This is a genomic window from Streptomyces sp. NBC_00988, from assembly GCF_045162645.1.
GTDB lineage: Bacteria > Actinomycetota > Actinomycetes > Streptomycetales > Streptomycetaceae > Streptomyces.
Genome location: NZ_CP108730.1, coordinates 5,641,769 through 5,657,017, shown reverse-complemented (window position 1 = coordinate 5,657,017; position 15,249 = coordinate 5,641,769). Strand labels below are relative to the sequence as shown.

General features: G+C 71.6%; 13 protein-coding genes. 6 read left to right on the top strand and 7 right to left on the bottom strand.

Annotation, left to right across the window (positions count from 1 at the left end; all coding sequences use genetic code 11):
• Positions 1-4 precede the first annotated feature (4 nt).
• Both OG496_RS25675 and OG496_RS25670 read left to right on the top strand, forming a co-directional pair.
• Entirely contained in the window at positions 5-1,195 is a 1,191-nt protein-coding gene (locus OG496_RS25675) for an acyl-CoA dehydrogenase family protein (RefSeq protein WP_405972551.1), read from the top strand.
• Positions 1,192-1,656: a nitroreductase/quinone reductase family protein gene (locus tag OG496_RS25670; protein ID WP_405972550.1), complete on the top strand. Its 465-nt coding sequence runs from the start codon at positions 1,192-1,194 to the stop codon at positions 1,654-1,656. The genes OG496_RS25675 and OG496_RS25670 overlap by 4 nt, the downstream gene beginning before the upstream one ends.
• A 90-nt stretch (positions 1,657-1,746) precedes the next feature.
• On the opposite strand, the gene OG496_RS25665 is transcribed toward OG496_RS25670, so the two are convergent.
• Entirely contained in the window at positions 1,747-2,382 is a 636-nt protein-coding gene (locus OG496_RS25665) for a TetR family transcriptional regulator (protein ID WP_280879449.1), read from the bottom strand.
• A gap of 134 nt (positions 2,383-2,516) precedes the next feature.
• On the opposite strand from OG496_RS25665, the gene OG496_RS25660 reads away from it, so the two are divergent.
• The 3 genes from OG496_RS25660 to OG496_RS25650 all read left to right on the top strand — a co-directional run bounded on the left by OG496_RS25660 (position 2,517) and on the right by OG496_RS25650 (position 6,355).
• On the top strand, positions 2,517-3,251 hold the full coding sequence (locus OG496_RS25660) for a VOC family protein (protein WP_405972549.1): 735 nt from the start codon (positions 2,517-2,519) through the stop codon (positions 3,249-3,251).
• Between the two features lie 179 nt (positions 3,252-3,430).
• The gene (locus OG496_RS25655) at positions 3,431-5,770 is read left to right on the top strand and encodes a serine/threonine-protein kinase (RefSeq protein WP_366496852.1); all 2,340 of its coding nucleotides are present in this window, start codon (positions 3,431-3,433) and stop codon (positions 5,768-5,770) included.
• A 36-nt stretch (positions 5,771-5,806) separates the two neighbouring features.
• Positions 5,807-6,355 (top strand): hypothetical protein, encoded by a 549-nt coding sequence (locus tag OG496_RS25650; protein WP_405972548.1) that lies wholly within the window; start codon positions 5,807-5,809, stop codon positions 6,353-6,355.
• Positions 6,356-6,358: 3 nt separating this feature from the next.
• On the opposite strand, the gene OG496_RS25645 is transcribed toward OG496_RS25650, so the two are convergent.
• From OG496_RS25645 to OG496_RS25635, 3 genes are read right to left on the bottom strand one after another with little or no spacing between them, the layout of a single operon-like run.
• Positions 6,359-7,132, bottom strand: coding sequence for an enoyl-CoA hydratase/isomerase family protein (locus OG496_RS25645; protein ID WP_366496854.1), 774 nt, complete (start codon positions 7,130-7,132; stop codon positions 6,359-6,361).
• Positions 7,129-7,545, bottom strand: coding sequence for an OB-fold domain-containing protein (locus OG496_RS25640; protein ID WP_366496855.1), 417 nt, complete (start codon positions 7,543-7,545; stop codon positions 7,129-7,131). The genes OG496_RS25645 and OG496_RS25640 overlap by 4 nt, the downstream gene beginning before the upstream one ends.
• An 18-nt stretch (positions 7,546-7,563) precedes the next feature.
• Positions 7,564-8,712 carry a lipid-transfer protein gene (locus tag OG496_RS25635; RefSeq protein WP_405976705.1) on the bottom strand — a complete coding sequence of 383 codons (1,149 nt, stop codon included), beginning with the start codon at positions 8,710-8,712 and terminating at the stop codon, positions 7,564-7,566.
• A gap of 113 nt (positions 8,713-8,825) precedes the next feature.
• On the opposite strand from OG496_RS25635, the gene OG496_RS25630 reads away from it, so the two are divergent.
• Positions 8,826-10,406 (top strand): FadD3 family acyl-CoA ligase, encoded by a 1,581-nt coding sequence (locus tag OG496_RS25630; RefSeq protein WP_405972547.1) that lies wholly within the window; start codon positions 8,826-8,828, stop codon positions 10,404-10,406.
• Positions 10,407-10,437: 31 nt separating this feature from the next.
• On the opposite strand, the gene OG496_RS25625 is transcribed toward OG496_RS25630, so the two are convergent.
• The 3 genes from OG496_RS25625 to OG496_RS25615 all read right to left on the bottom strand — a co-directional run bounded on the left by OG496_RS25625 (position 10,438) and on the right by OG496_RS25615 (position 15,059).
• The gene (locus OG496_RS25625) at positions 10,438-11,364 is read right to left on the bottom strand and encodes a hypothetical protein (RefSeq protein ID WP_405972546.1); all 927 of its coding nucleotides are present in this window, start codon (positions 11,362-11,364) and stop codon (positions 10,438-10,440) included.
• A 300-nt stretch (positions 11,365-11,664) separates the two neighbouring features.
• A complete protein-coding gene (locus tag OG496_RS25620; RefSeq protein ID WP_318016951.1) occupies positions 11,665-11,862 on the bottom strand; it encodes a hypothetical protein in 198 nt (65 codons plus the stop codon).
• A 242-nt stretch (positions 11,863-12,104) separates the two neighbouring features.
• Positions 12,105-15,059: a BTAD domain-containing putative transcriptional regulator gene (locus OG496_RS25615; RefSeq protein ID WP_405972545.1), complete on the bottom strand. Its 2,955-nt coding sequence runs from the start codon at positions 15,057-15,059 to the stop codon at positions 12,105-12,107.
• Positions 15,060-15,249: the final 190 nt, after the last annotated feature.

The following is a 15,249-nucleotide window of genomic DNA, read 5'->3' as shown; positions in this document are numbered from 1 at the left end:
TGCCATGGACGCCAGCTTCACCGCCGAGCAGGACGAGATCCGCCGTACCCTCCGCGAACTGCTCCAAAAGCGGTGCGGTTCCGCCGAGTTGCGTGCCGCCGTCGACACCCCCGCCGGACACGACCCCGCCCTCTGGACCGCTCTCGCCCGGCAACTCGGCCTGCCCGGACTCGCCCTCCCCGAGGCCTACGGCGGTGTCGGCTGCTCGGTGACCGAACTCGCCCTCGCGGCAGAGGAGACGGGCCGTTTCCTGGCCCCCTCCCCGCTCCTCGCCACCGCCGTGCTCGCCGCGCCCCTCGTCCTCGCCCTCGGCACCGAGACCCAGCGCGCCCGGCTGCTGCCCCGCATCGCCGCCGGTTCCCTGACCGCCGCCCTCGCCGTACCCGGCACCGCCCTCACCACCGCCCTCACCCTCACCGGCCCCAACGGCGGCGAGTGGGCGGGAGGCGGGCGCGCGGGCGGGGTGCAGGCCCGGCAGGTCGGAGACTCCGGGTGGCGGTTGTACGGGCAGGTCGCGCAGGTTCTCGACGGGCACAGCGCCGAGTTGTTGCTCGTCGCCGCCCATGCCGGGGGCTTCGCCCGGTCGCGGACGCTGCTGTTCCTGGTGGCGGGGGATGCCGCCGGGCTCGTGCGCGTACGGCAGACCTCCCTCGACGCGACCCGGTCGCAGGCTCGGCTCGAACTGCGGGACGTGGAAGGGGAGTTGCTCGGCGCCGATGACAGTCAGCAGACTCTGCGGGAACTCTCCGCCGCCGGCGACACCGTCGCCGCCGTCCTCGCCGCCGAAGCCGTCGGGGCCGCCGACCGGGCCTTGGAGCGGACCGTCCAATACGTCAAGCAGCGTGAGCAGTTCGGGCGGGCCATCGGGTCGTTCCAGGCGGTGAAGCACCGGCTGGCCGATGTGTATGTGCAGGTGCAGGGCGCCAAGTCGGCTGCCTATTACGCCGCTTGGGCGACCGGTCAGGGGGAGCGGGCCGGTGGGCTCGCCCTGGCGCAGGGGCTGGAGGCCTTGCGGACCGCCGCCGCCGAGGGGATCCAGCTGCACGGCGGGATCGGGTTCACCTGGGAGCACGACGCCCATCTCTACTTCAAGCGTGCCGCCGGGGACGAGTTGCTGTTCGGGCCGGTGCACCGGCTGCGGGCACACGCCGCCGAAGGGGCGCACCTTTTCGAGAACCGCGAGGTGACGGTGTGATCGGTGTGCGTGCGGTGCAGAAGGTTTCGTCGACCCGGGCGTTCGCGCGTATCGCCCCGCATGTCATCCCCGCCATGGACCGGGCCGTGCACCGGCTCACGCGCGGGAAGGTGCTGCTCAGCGCGCAGATGCTGCCGGGCGTGATCCTGACCTCGATCGGGGCGAGGAGCGGGCAGGCGCGGCACAGTCCCCTCGCCTGCATGCCGGAGGAGGGCGGCTGGGTGCTCGTCGGGTCCAACTTCGGACGTCCCGGTCATCCCGCCTGGACGCACAACCTCATCGCCCATCCCGACGCCGAGATCAGCTGGAAGGGTGCCGAGATCCCGGTCACCGCACGGCTGTTGGAGGGCGAGGAGCGGGCCGAGGTGTGGAAGACCGCGCTCGCCTTCTGGCCGCCGTACGCCACGTACCAGAAGCGGGTGGAGCGGGAGATCCGGCTGTTCCGGGTCGTGCGGCGGTGAACTCGTCGTGGATGCAGGGCAGGCGGTGGTCCACCGGAGTGAACCACCGCCCGCGAGACAGGACTTGGGACCTGGAAGCAGGAACTGCTCCTACTTCGTCGGCTTCTTGCCGGTCACGCCCAGGTGGACCAACAGCGCCAGGTTCGGCTTGAGTTCAGCCTGCTTGACGCCCCACGTCTGGAAACCCTTCTGGTGCGAGGCGACGGCCGCGAGCATCGCGACCAGTGAACCGGCGATCGCCGCCGGGTTCACGTCCTTGTCGACCTTGCCCTTGGACTGCAACTCGGCGACCGCGTCCGAGAGGGAGTTGTTCACGGAGTTCAGGATCTTCATCCGGATCTTGTAGAACCGTTTGTCTCCCTCGGCGGCTCCGAGGTCGACGACCCTGAGGATCGCGTCGTTCCTGCGCCAGAACTCCAGGAAACCGTCCACGAGTTCCTGGGAGGTCTGCCAACCCGCCTTGCCGACCCATGACCGGCCGGCCAGCAGTTCGGTCAACTGACCGCCCTCCGTGGCCATTTGCTCGGCGATCTCCAGGACGGCGCCTTCGACGTCCGGGAAGTACTGGTAGAAGGTCGCGGGTGAAGTCCCCGCCTTCCGGGCGACATCGATGACTTTGACGTCCCGGTAAGGGGAGGAGCTGAGCATCTCGCTTAGGCAGTCGAGCAGCTTCTGCCGGGTCGCCTGCCCACGCCGGCCGGCCACGCGGCCGTCGACGGTACGCACTTGTCCTGTCATGCCGTCAGCTTACCGAGGGGTGATCGGAGCGCGATTCGGCCGACTGCAAATGGGGTGCACGGGGGTCGAGAGGGTGGTGTGCCTGGTCTGCGGGGTGCGTGCGTCGCCGTTACTTTGACGGTATGGCCGAAAACAGGGCATCCGCGAAGGAAAAGACCTACGGAGAGGGCGTCCCCTGCTGGCTGGACGCGCAGCTGCCGGACCTGGCCGCGGGCAGGCGGTTCTACGGTGAGCTCTTCGGGTGGACCTTCGAGGAGGCGTACGGCGGCTCCGTATGGGCCCGCAAGGACGGGGAGGCCGTCGCGGCGCTCGCCCACAAGGCGGACGGGCGGATGCCGACCGTGTGGACGGTGTACTTCGCGACGCCGGACGTGGTGCGGCTGAGCGGGCGGATCCGGGAGGCCGGTGGGCAGGTCGTGATGGCGCCGGTTTCCTTGGGGGAGCTGGGCACCGCCGTCCTCGCCGCCGATCCGGAGGGTGCCGTCTTCGGCTTGTGGCAGGCGGCCCGGCACCCCGGTTTCGGCACCCGGCACAAGCCCGGCACCTTCGGCTGGGCCGAGCTGTACGCCCGCGACACGGAGGCGGCCAACAATTTCTACGGCGGACTTTTCACAGACGCCCTCTTCGGACCGGATGCCGCCCCCGATTTCGGGCGCGCTCCCGTCTCCGACGTCTTCCCGGTGGAGATGCCGCCGCATTTCCTCGTTCACTTCCGGGTCGAGGACATCGAGCCTGTCCTGGGGGCCGTGCACCGGCTCGGGGGGCGGGTGCAGGTTCCGCTCTTCGAGACGTCGTACGGGAAAGTGGCGGTCGTCACGGACAATCAAGGGGCGTCGTTCGCACTGCTGCAACGCTGACACCTGGACGTTTGTCCGGAGATATGGCGAGACACCCCGATTAGTCGCCGGGTTCGCAACCTGTGGCCCGGCCAGGAAGAATCAGGGTGCGTGCCGCCATGGCGGTGCGGTGGTGAGACGCTGCACGGGGTCGCGTACATATGTGGGTGGCGTGGCCCGTACGGGGAGGTGGCAGGCAAGTGGTGGATCAGCTGACGCAGCACGATCCGCGGCGGATCGGGCCGTTCGAGGTGCTGGGACGGCTGGGCGCGGGCGGCATGGGGCTGGTCTATCTCGCGCGCTCGGCGTCCGGCCGGCGCGTGGCGATCAAGACCGTGCGGACGGAACTCGCCGAGGACCAGCTCTTCCGGGTCCGCTTCACGCGTGAGGTCGAGGCCGCGCGGGCCGTTTCCGGTTTCTACACGGCCGCCGTGGTCGACGCCGATCCGCGTGCCGCCGTGCCGTGGCTGGCCACCGCGTACGTTCCCGCGCCCTCGCTCGAAGAGATAGTGAACGAGTGCGGGCCGATGCCGGCCCAGGCGGTGCGCTGGCTCGCGGCGGGGGTCGCGGAGGCGCTGCAGTCCATCCACGGGGCGGGTCTCGTCCACCGTGACCTCAAACCGTCCAACGTGCTCGTCGTCGAGGACGGGCCCCGGGTCATCGACTTCGGTATCGCCTCCGGTGTGTCGAACACCCGTTTGACGATGACCAATGTGGCGGTGGGTACGCCCGCCTACATGTCTCCCGAGCAGGCCAAGGACTCCCGCAGCGTCACCGGCGCGAGCGACGTGTTCTCGCTCGGCTCGATGCTCGTCTTCGCCGCCACCGGACACCCCCCGTTCCACGGCGCCAACCCGGTCGAGACCGTCTTCATGCTGCTGCGCGAGGGCCCCGACCTCCAGGGTCTCCCGGACGAACTGCGCCCCCTCATCGAGTCCTGCATGCAGATGGAGGCCACCGGCCGGCCCAACCCGGCCGACCTCCAGGCCCAGCTGGCCCCCCACCTCTTCGGCTCCGGCTCCGACGACAGCGGTACGGCCTCGGCCTGGCTGCCCGAGCGCGCGGTCACCCTGATCGAGACCCGCCGCGGCGGCCGCCCGCCCGTGAAACCGACGCCCACCGCCGGCCGCAGCGGTGGTGGCGGGCGCGTTCCCGTACCGCCGCCGCCCTCCCACGACCCCGTCGTGCCCGTCCCGGTCGGCGCCCCCGACACCGGACCCGTACGACTGGCCGGCGCCCCGGTCCCCATCGGCCCCGGTCCCCGTGTCGCCGACGCCCGCGCCGCCGCCGTGAAGGCACCCCCTCCGGAGGCCGGCCTGGTCGCCTCCTGGTCCCGGCCCCGCCCCGGCGTCAACGGCGCCGACCCCGCCGCCGTACCCCCGCCCCCCGCGCTGCCCCCGGAAACGGCCGCCGGCTGGCGCCCCTGGCGGTTCCGCATGTCGAACGACGTCTGGGGCACCCCGACCGTCGCCGGCGACCTCGTCTACGTCACCTCCTTCGAGGTGCACGCTCTGGACGTGCAGACCGGCCGCCGCTCCTTCAAGACCCGGGACGTCGCCTGGTCGATGGCGGTCGCGGACGGCCGTATCCACGCCTCGGACGGCCCCACCCTCTTCGCCCTGGACGCCCGCGAGGGCGGCGACCTGTGGCGGCTGTCCACCGATGCCTGGGTGTACTCGCTCAAGGCCGAGCGCGGCACCGTCGTCACCGGCACGCGCGGCGGCGGAGTGCAGGCCTGGGAGGCGTCCACCGGCCAGAAGCTGTGGCAGCTGACCGGCGCGCAGACCGACTTCGAGTCCCCGGAGGCGGGCCCGGCGCTGCACGACGGCACCGTCTACGTCTGGCAGGACGCCCGCCTCCGCGCCCTGGACGCCCGGACGGGCGACGAGCGCTGGGCCTACCCGATCGGCGACGCGGCCTCCTGCGGAGGCGTCCCCGTACGGATCAGCGCCGCACCCGACGGTCAGGTCTACGTCGCCGCCGGCACCCGCGTCCTCTCCGTCGAGGCGGCGAGCGGCCGCGTCCGGTGGCACTTCGAGGCCCCGGCCGTCTTCCTCTGCCCGCCCACCTTCGCCCCCGGCCCGGCGGTCACGGGCGGCGGCATCTACCTCGCCGACTACCTCGGCACGGTCTACGCCCTCGACGCCGCCGACGGCCGCGACCGCTGGCGCATCGCGACCGAGTCCCGGGCGTCGATCGAACCGGTCCTCGTCGCCGCCGGCCACGTCCACGTCGGCAGCGGCAAAGGGCTCTACACGCTCGACGCGGTCACCGGCACACCCAAGTGGCGCTTCCAGGCCGGCGGCGACATCGTGGGCACCCCCGCGGTCGCCGAGGGCCGCATCCACTTCGGCTCCACCGACCACCTCCTCTACACCCTCAAGGCCGACGACGGCCGCCTCCGCTGGAAGCTCGCCACTGGCGGCGAGATCACCGGCGCACCGGTGGTCAGGGACGGCGTCGTGTACGCGTGCAGCAAGGACCGCTGCGTGTACGCCCTCGACGCGGAGAAGGGCACGGGCACCGCAAGAACCGCGTGAGCGGAGCCCGTTGGCCCAGGTGGGTACCATGATCGGATGCATACGCGGGGGCGCAGGCTCAAACTCACGGCAGTACTGGCACTGACGGTTCTCACCCTCACCGGCTTCTCCACCGGACGGCACCACAGCAGCAGCCGTCACGGTCACGGGAGCGGCGGGGGAGGGGGCGGGTGCAGCAGCTCCAGCCAGGACCACGACACGTCGACATCATCGGGCGGTTCGACGGGCGGTTCGTCCGGGGGCAGTTCGTACACTCACCGGCCCAACTACCGCTCTACTCCCACGGCGACCTCGTCCGCCACCGCCCGGCCTCTGAAGGACGGCACCGCGGTGCTCAAGCGGTGCGCGAGCGTTGCCGACCCGTACACGACTGTCGAGGTCAGGAACCCGAACGGGCGCGAGGCGCTCTTCACCGTGAAGGTCGCGTACAAGGACAGGACCGGGTTCACCATGGCCGACGCCAGCAGCCAGGTGTCGGTGCCGGCAAACGGCAAGGCGACCCTCCGGATGGCCGCCGCCAGTACGGGGGCCCTGGACCGGCTCGATCACTGCGAGGTCGACCGCCTTGCCACCGCGCTGAGTTGACCCTCACCGGGTCCGGAAGCCGCCGTTCTTCCGGTCGGCGAACAACTCCGCCTGCCGCTCGGTCGGCAGGTTCCCGAGCGCGATGAGGGGCGGCGCCTGCGCATACGCCTGCGCCCGCGCCGCCTCCTTCGCCGCCCACAACGCCCGCACGGTCCCCTGGACACCCTCGGTCGGATACCCGGCGATGACGGTCGCGCAGGCCACGGCGGCCTCCAACGCCCGCCCGGGTTCGGTGAGTTCGGAGACCAGCCCGAGCTCGTACGCCCGCCGCGCGGAGATCCGCTCGGCCGTCCCCATGAGCATCATCCGCGCGACCTCGCCGTACGGCATCCGGTGCGCCATCAGCACCGACTCGTACGCGCTGACCATGCCGTACGTGGTGTGCGGGTCGAAGAACACGGCGGTCGGGTCGGCGACCACGAACTCGCTCTCGCCCAGCAGATAGAACGCCCCGCCGCAGGCCATCCCGCGCACGGCGGAGATCACCGGCTTCCAGAGGTCGTTGGCCTTCGGGCCGATGCCGAGCAGCGGATCGTCCTGCATGTAGGGCGAGTTGGGCTGCGGGACCACCGCGTCCCGGTCGAGCCCGGTACAGAAGGCACGCTCCCCGGCCCCGGTGAGGACGACGGCCCGCACGGAGTCGTCGAACCGCAACTCCCTCCATACGGCGCTGAGTTCGGCGGCCGTGGCGAGGTCGATGGCGTTGAGCTTGCGCGGCCGGTCGAGGGTGACGACGGCGACGCCGGTGTCCTTGTCGACGGAGACGTTGAGAGTCATGCCCGCTCCAGAACCCACTGCGGAAGCCCGCCCTCGTCGAACACGACCTGCACGCGCGCCCCGATCCGAATCCGCCCGGGGGCAAGGGAGTTGAGGGCAGCCCCGGCCTCGCTGACGAGGTTGCCGACCAGCCGGATCCGCGGCGCGTCGACCAGCTCGACGACGATCACGTTGTAGGGCGCGACGGCGGCGTAGTCGGGGAGGAGCGGCGGATGCGGGAAGACGTACGACCACACCCGCCCCCGCCCGCTGACCTGCCGCCACTCGCTCGCGAAGGACTGGCAGTGGGGGCAGCAGGGGCGGGGCGGGAAGCGGGGTTCGTCGCAGTCGGCGCAGGTCTGGACGCGGAGTTCGCCGGCGCGGGCGTACTGCCAGAAGGGGGCGCCGTCGGCGTCGGTGAGCGGAGTGAGCATGGCGGTCGACTCCTCATTTCACTTCGTGAGCAGCAGGGCGGAGGTGGGGACGCCCTCGCCCGCCGTCACCAGGCAGGTGGCGGCGTCCGGGACCTGGGCGGTGCTGGTGCCGCGCAACTGCCGTACGCCCTCGTTGATCAGGTTGAAGCCGTGGACGTACGCCTCGGAGAGGCCGCCGCCGCCGGTGTTCAGGGGGAGTTGGCCGCCGATCTCCAGAGCGCCCCCCTCGGTGAAGGCACCCCCTTCCCCCCGTCCGCAGAAGCCGTAGCCCTCCAGGGAGAGCGGGACGAGGGCGGTGAACGCGTCGTAGATCTGGGCGACATCGACGTCCTGCGGGGTGAAGTCGGCGTGTTTCCACAGGTGTCGGGCGGCGGTCCAGGCGGGTCCGGTGAGGGGGTCGTCGTTCCAGTAGTTGACCATGCCGTGGTGCTGGGCGGGGAGGCCCTGGGCGGCGGAGTGGACGTACACGGGGGTGCGCCGGCAGTCGCGGGCGCGCTCGCGGGAGACGACCACGCAGGCCAACGCCCCGTCCGTCTCAAGGCAGTTGTCGAAGAGGCAGAGGGGTTCGCTGATCCAGCGGGAGGTCATGTACATCTCGCGGGTGAGGGGACGGTCGTACATGATGGCCGCCGGATTCTGATTGGCCCTGTTCCGGCAGGCGAGGGCGACGTTGAACAGGTGATCCCGGGTGGCGCCGAACTCGTACATGTAGCGGCGCGTGAGCATGGCTATCTCGTCCGCCGGCCGGAGGAGCCCGAAGGGGCGGGTCCACTGGGCGGGGGTGGGGAGTTGGCGGGTCGTGTCGGTCCACGGTCTCGCCCCGCTGCCCCGCTTCCGTGACCGCCAGGCCACACCCACCGTCGCCTGTCCGGCGGCGATGGCGGTGGCGAGGTGGGCGACGGTCGCACATGAACCACCACCCCCGTACCCCACCTTGCTGAAGAAGGTCAGGTCCCCGAAGCCGACCGCCTTCGCCAGCTCGACCTCGTCGGTCTCCTCCATCGTGTAGGAGGCGAGGGCGTCGACCTCGCTCGGGGCGATGCCCGCGTCGTCGAGGGCGGCGAGTACGGCACGACACGCCAAGGTCCGCTCGTCCTCGGAGAGTTGCCTGGCGAAGGAGGTCTGTCCGATGCCGACGATCGCGGTCGCGTCCTTCAGTCCGGCCATGCGCTGTCCGGCCATGTTCTGTGCACCTCCGCGTGACACCGGGGCTGCTGACAGGGCGTCAGGCTACAGCTAATCTGACGGGTAGTCAGCTAGTGGGTGTGGGGAGGCCGTTCATGCGCGGAAACGTGGAGTGGGACACCGTCCCGGGCCTGGTGCGCTCGGCCGCGGAACGGTACGCGGACGCCGAGGCGGTGGTGGAGGGCCGGACGCGGATCTCGTACGCCGAACTGGGCGCCCGGGTGGAGCGGGCGGCGGCCGCCTGTATCGCGAGTGGCGTGGAAGTCGGCGACCGGGTGGGCATCTGGGCGCCCAACTCGACGGACTGGATCGTCTCGGCCCTGGGCGCGGTGTCGGCGGGCGCGGTGCTCGTGCCGCTGAACACGCGCTTCAAGGGGAGCGAGGCCGCGTATGTGCTGCGCAGCAGCGGGGCGCGGCTGCTGTTCGTGACCGGGACGTTCCTGGGGACGTCGTACGTGGCGTCGCTGCGGCGCGCGGCGGGAGAGGGGCCAGGGGACGGTCCGCTGCCCGGACTCCCGGCGCTGGAGCAGGTGGTGGTGCTGGCCGACGACGCGCCCGCCGACTTCCGTACCTGGAAGGACTTCCTCGCGGGCGGGGAGGGGGTGGGCGCGGCGGAAGTCCGGTCACGGGAAGGGGACTTGGACGGTTCCTCGGTCTCGGACATCATCTTCACGTCCGGCACTACGGGTCGCCCCAAGGGCGCGGTGATCACGCACGCGCAGACGCTGCGGGGATACGAGATCTGGAGCGACCTCGCGGGGTTGCGCCAGGGCGACCGCTACCTGATCGTGAACCCCTTCTTCCACACCTTCGGCTACAAGGCGGGCGTCATCGCCTGCCTCATGCGGGGCGCGACGATGATCCCGCAGCCGGTGTTCAACGTCGACACGGTGCTCGCGAACATCGCCGCGGAACGGGTGTCGGTCCTCCCCGGCCCGCCCACCCTCCACCAGTCCCTCCTCGACCACCCCGCCCGCGACACGCACGACCTCTCGGCGCTGCGGCTCGTGGTCACGGGCGCGGCGGTGGTGCCGTTGCGCCTGGTGGAACGGTTGCGGGGCGAGCTGGGCGTGGGGACCGTCCTCACGGCGTACGGCCTCTCGGAGGCCAGCGGCATCGTGACGATGTGCCGGCGGGGGGACGATCCGTCGGTCATCGCGTCGACGTCGGGCCGGGCGATTCCGGGGACGGAGGTCCGGGTGGAGGCGCCTCCCGGCACCCCGGGCGAGGTGCTGGTCCGGGGCTTCAACGTCATGCGCGGCTACTACGAGGACGCGGCGGCCACGGCGGAGGTGCTGGGGGAGGACGGCTGGCTGTGCACCGGCGACGTCGGTGTCCTGGACGACGAGGGCAACCTCCGGATCACCGACCGCATCAAGGACATGTTCATCGTCGGCGGCTTCAACGCGTACCCGGCGGAGATAGAGCAACTCCTCGGCGTCCATCCCGATGTGGCGGACGTCGCGGTGATCGGCGTACCGGACGCACGGCTCGGCGAGGTCGGCAAGGCGTATGTCGTACGGCGTCCGGACGTGACGCTGACCGGCGACGACCTGATCGCCTGGGCGCGACGGGAGATGGCGAACTACAAGGTGCCGCGGGTGGTGGAGTTCGTGGGGGAGCTGCCTCGGAACGCGAGCGGGAAGGTGGTCAAGGGGGAGCTACGGGGGAGGTGAGGGGCCCTTTCAGGAGATCGGGGAGGGGTGCTCAGGCCCCGGCGGCGACCAGGCCTGCGCGGATGCCCTGGACCATCCGGTCGGGGTGGTGGAAGACGTCCTCGGCGGTGTAACGGAGCAGGATGTTCACCTCCGGGCACTGCATCACCTGATTGAAGCGGGCGACGTCCCGGCGATGGGATTCACGGGTGCCGTGATAGGCGTAGCCCTCGATCTCGACCGCGAGTCTCTCCCTCCGGAAGAGGAAGTCGAGAACGACGCGGCGACCTTCCGGGGTGATCAACTCGGCCTGGCTGTCCGGCCGTAGACCGGCGTCGGACATCCGCAGGCGTGCGATGGTCTCGGCCGGGGATCCGGCGCGCGGGTCGCACAGCCGCAGCCGGTCGCGCGCCCTCGCCGCGCCCTGGAGCGGGGCTTCGAGAACGGTACCGATAGCGGTGAGGGCGGTCAGCGGTGCGCGGCGGACGTGGCCGATCCGGCGATGGGTGAGGGCCGACTCGACGGCGACCAGCGCGTCGTCCCGAGGCCCGGCCCGGAGCAGGTCGGCGAGGGTGCGGACGGCCCCGGTGAACCGCAGGCCCTGCCGCTCCACCACCTCGTCCGGGGTGAGCGGCATGCGATGCACGCGCAGGCCCTGGCCTTCCCGGCGGAGGGTGAGTTCGGGGTCGGTGAACTCCAGGGGCGTCTCCGTGGCCCGGGTGAGGGTCTCGATCCGCCAGAGCGCGGCGGCGGAACGGTGACTTACGACGAGTCGCGGCGTGAGGAGCTGCACCGCCCGGAGCCGGACGAGGAGTTCCGACTCCCGCCCGGGCTCGGCCCAGGCACCGGCCCGGAGCCGGGTCCACCCCTCCGCCTGAAGAGCCCGGGCGAGGCTCCGCCGGGGCCACCCGGATTCGAGGGCACGGGAGGCGAGCAGCACACCCCCGTAGCTCAGCTCCCGCAATTCCCCCCGGTTCACCCCTTAAAGATCCCAAGCCCAGGGAAATCCCGCCGAGCCCTGTGGACAACCCTCGGGCAAGCCCCTCACCAGGGCGAAAGGGTGGAGCAATTGGCAGATTTGGGCCGGCGAGGGTGCCCGCTGAAGGGGTTTGGGGGGAGGCGGATTGGCCCAATTCTGCCAATTGCCGCCCCGGCCCAACCCCGGCCCAACCCCGGCCCGCCCCGGCCAGCCCCGCCCGCTCCCGTCCCCGGACATGCCTCGGCCGCGACGGCTCCCCCCGGGGCCGTCGCGGCCGATCCCCCGTGCTGGGGAGATGGTCTAGCTGGGTTCGGACGTCACGTGGGTGTTGTCCGGGGTGTCGGTCACGTCGTCCGCGAGGACGGTGACGTGGGTGTTCAGCGGCTTGATCGGGCTGCTGGTCACGTGGGTGTTGAGTGGCGTGATCTCCTCACCGGCGGGTTCGTCGGTGACGTGCGTGTTGTCCGGCGTGACCGTGTCGTTCTCGGTGTCGCTCATGGTGGTGCCTCCCCTGTTGGCGCAAGTCGGAACTGTGAGACACCCGTCCGGTCACTCCCCCGAGAATGACCGGACGGGTACTCGGTCGCCCACCCTAGATGCAGGAAAAGGCGACTTCACCGGCGGTCCGTCTGCCCCCCGACGCGACGGATCGACTAGGAAGAGACTGCCGGGCGGCGATAAACGAACGATGAACGCCGCCGGGGCCCCGGCCGGGCCGGGGGAGCCCCTGAGGAAGAGCCCTAGGAAGCCGGGACCGGGGTGAGCAGCGAGCGCACCTGTGCGGCCTCCGGCGAGTCCAGCCCCTCGTAGATCTCCAGGGCCTCACGCCAGCAGACCTGGGCCCGCCCGGAGTGCCCGATGCCGTTCAGGGCCCTGCCCAGCACGGTGAGCACATGGGCGCGACGCCATTCGCCGCCGATTCCCCTGAGGACGGTGAGCGCCATCTCGGCATTGCTCGCGGCGCTGGCCTGCCTGCGGGCGTCGAGGTCGACCTCCGCGAGCCGGCAGAGCGTCATGCCCTCCCACAGGCGCTGGCGGCTGGAGCGGAAGACCCGCAGGGCCTCCTCCAACTGCTCGGCCGCGTTGGCGTGTTGGCCCGTCTTGCCGAGGGCCATCCCGAGCGCGTAGTGCCCGTTCGCCCCCCGCAGGGAGTGGCCCAGGTTCTCGTAGATGTCGACTCCCTGCCGGGCGAGCTCGACCGCCGATTCGGCGCGGCCCGTCGCGAGGTGGAGCCGGGACAGGTTGCAGAGCGCGGCCGCCGCTCCCGCCATGTCGCCGCAGTGCCGGAACTTCGTGATGGCCCGCCCGAAGTGGTCCTCGGCGTCCTTGTGCCGGTTCTGGTAGAAGGCGATGCCGCCGAGGATGTTCGCCGCCCAGCAGGACGGCAGCAGGTCGTCGGTGGTCTCCGCGAGCCGGAACGCCTCCTGCGCCTCCCGGTACGCCATGTCGAAGAGCCCGGAGAAGAGCCGCGCGTTGCTCAGGACGACCGACGCGCGTCCCTCCGCGCGGACGTCGCTCTCGGCCCGCGCGGCATCGCGCAGGGCCGCCGCGGCCGTCTCGTACTCCTTCGTGTTGGCGCCCGACTCTGCGAGGTCGACCGACGCCCACAGGAGGTCGATCGCGCGGCGCAGGGTGCCCTTCTCGGTGGACTGCCGTACGCAGGCGAGCAGCGGTACGGCCTCCAAGTAGAGCCAGTCCCACGCCGCTTGGCGGTTCGCGAAGGTCAGGCCCTCGACGGCGGTCGGCTCCAGGTGGTCCACCAGCCGGTCCCCGGGGCGTTCGATCGCGTAGACCCCCGCCGCCGTCGCCAGATAGAAGTCCAGCAACCGCGAGAGCGCCGTCCCCCGCTCGGTCGGCGACGACTCGTCCCGTTCCGCGCACGCACGCGCGTAGAGCCGCACCAGATCGTGGTACCGGTAGCGCCCGGGAGCCGCTGATTCGACAAGTGACGTGTCTACGAGGGATTCCAGCACGTCTTCCGTGTCCTCGACCGGGAGGTCCAGCATCGCCGCGGCCGCCGCGAGGGAGATGTCCGGGCCGTCCGCGAGGCCCAGGAGGCGGAAGGCTCGTGCCTGCGCCCGCTCCAACTGGCCGTAGCCCAGCTCGAAGGTGGCCTTCACGGCGAGGTCGCCGGCCTGGAGTTCGTCCAGCCTCCGGCGTTCGTCGGCGAGTTTGGCGGCGAGGACGGAGACCGTCCACGTGCGGCGGGCCGCGAGGCGGGATGCCGCGATGCGGATCGCGAGTGGCAGGAAGCCGCACGCGGCTACCACGTCCAGGGCCGATTCCCGTTCGGCGGCGACGCGTTCGGAGCCGACGATCTTCGTGAAGAGTTGCAGCGCCTCCTCGGGGGACATCACATCCAGGTCGATGAGATGAGCCCCGGCCAGGTCCACCATCCGTACGCGGGACGTCACCAGGGCCGCGCAGCCCTCCATGCCGGGGAGGAGGGGGCGTACCTGGGCCGCGTCCCGCGCGTTGTCCAGCAGGACCAGCACCCGGCGGCCGTCCAGCACCGACCGGTACAGCGCGGACCGTTCCTCCAGGGAGTCCGGTATCGCGGAGTCCGGGGTGCCCAACGCCCGCAGGAACGCGCCCAGTACGGTCTCCGGTTCGGCGGAGCGGGAGCCCGCGCCCTGGAGGTCGACGTACAACTGGCCGTCGGGGAAGGCGGATCGGGCCTGGTGGGCCACGTGGACGGCGAGGGTCGTCTTCCCCACGCCGCCGATTCCCGCCAGTGCCGACACCGCCATCACGCGGCCCTCGGCCGAGGCCAGGACGTCGCTCAGTTCGGACACGAAGGACACGCGGCCGGTGAAGTCCGGGACGGTCGCCGGGAGTTGGTGGGGGCGGACCGGGGCTGCCACCGTCTCCGCCGCCGGTGCGGAGGGTTCCGCGAGGCCCGGGTCCGCCTGGAGGATGCGGTTCTGGAGTTCGCGCAGGCCGGGGCGCGGGTCCACGCCCAGCTCGTCGGCGAGCAGGCGCCGGGTGTCCGCGTACACGGCCAGGGCCTCCGCCTGGCGGCCGGAGCGGTACAGGGCGAGCATCAGCAGCTCGCGGAGGCGTTCGCGGAGCGGGTGGGCCGCGGTGAGGGCCGTCAGCTCGCTGACCGCCTCCGCGTGGCAGCCCTGCTCCAGGTCCATGTCGAGGCGGGATTCGAGGAGTTGGAGCCGCCACTCCTCCAGGCGGACGCGCTGCGCCTCCGCGTAGGGCCCCGGGAGTCCGGCCAGTGGCTCGCCGTCCCACAGCGCGAGCGCCCGGCCCAGCAGGTCCCGCGCACGGCACAGGTCACCCGTCGACTTCGCCTTCTCCGCCTCGGTCGCGAGGTCCTGGACCTCGGCCACGTCCAACGCGCCCTCGGGCAGCCCCCGTACGGCGTACCCGCCCGACTCGCTGACCAGGACCCCGGCGTCCAGCGCCTTGCGCAGCCGGGACGCGTACGTCCGCACCGCGGCCAGCGCCTGCGACGGAGGGTCGTCACCCCACAGGGCGTCGATCAGCTCACCGGCGGTCGCCGTCCGGCCCTCGCGCAGCAACAGCGCGGCCAGCAGGGCGCGTTGCTGCGGCGACCCCGTGGGCAGCGACACGGGGCCCCGCCAGGCACGTACCGGACCGAGCACGCTGAAGCGCAGCGCGGTCGACTCCTCCGAGCCGGACCCGGGGCGCCGCTGCTCCGGTACTCGCGGTCCACCGTCCATCGCCGTTCCCCCTAGGCAAGCCTGTTAACTACGACAGTTTGCCTTGTCCGCGGCGGATGCGTCAGCTCTCGGAGACACCGCTCACACCTGGCCACGCGGGATATCACAAGGCCCTCACACGGCCTGCGCACAAGTCCGCACAGAACCGAGCACCCCGAACCCGGATCCAGCTAGCTGACGGGTCGTCAGA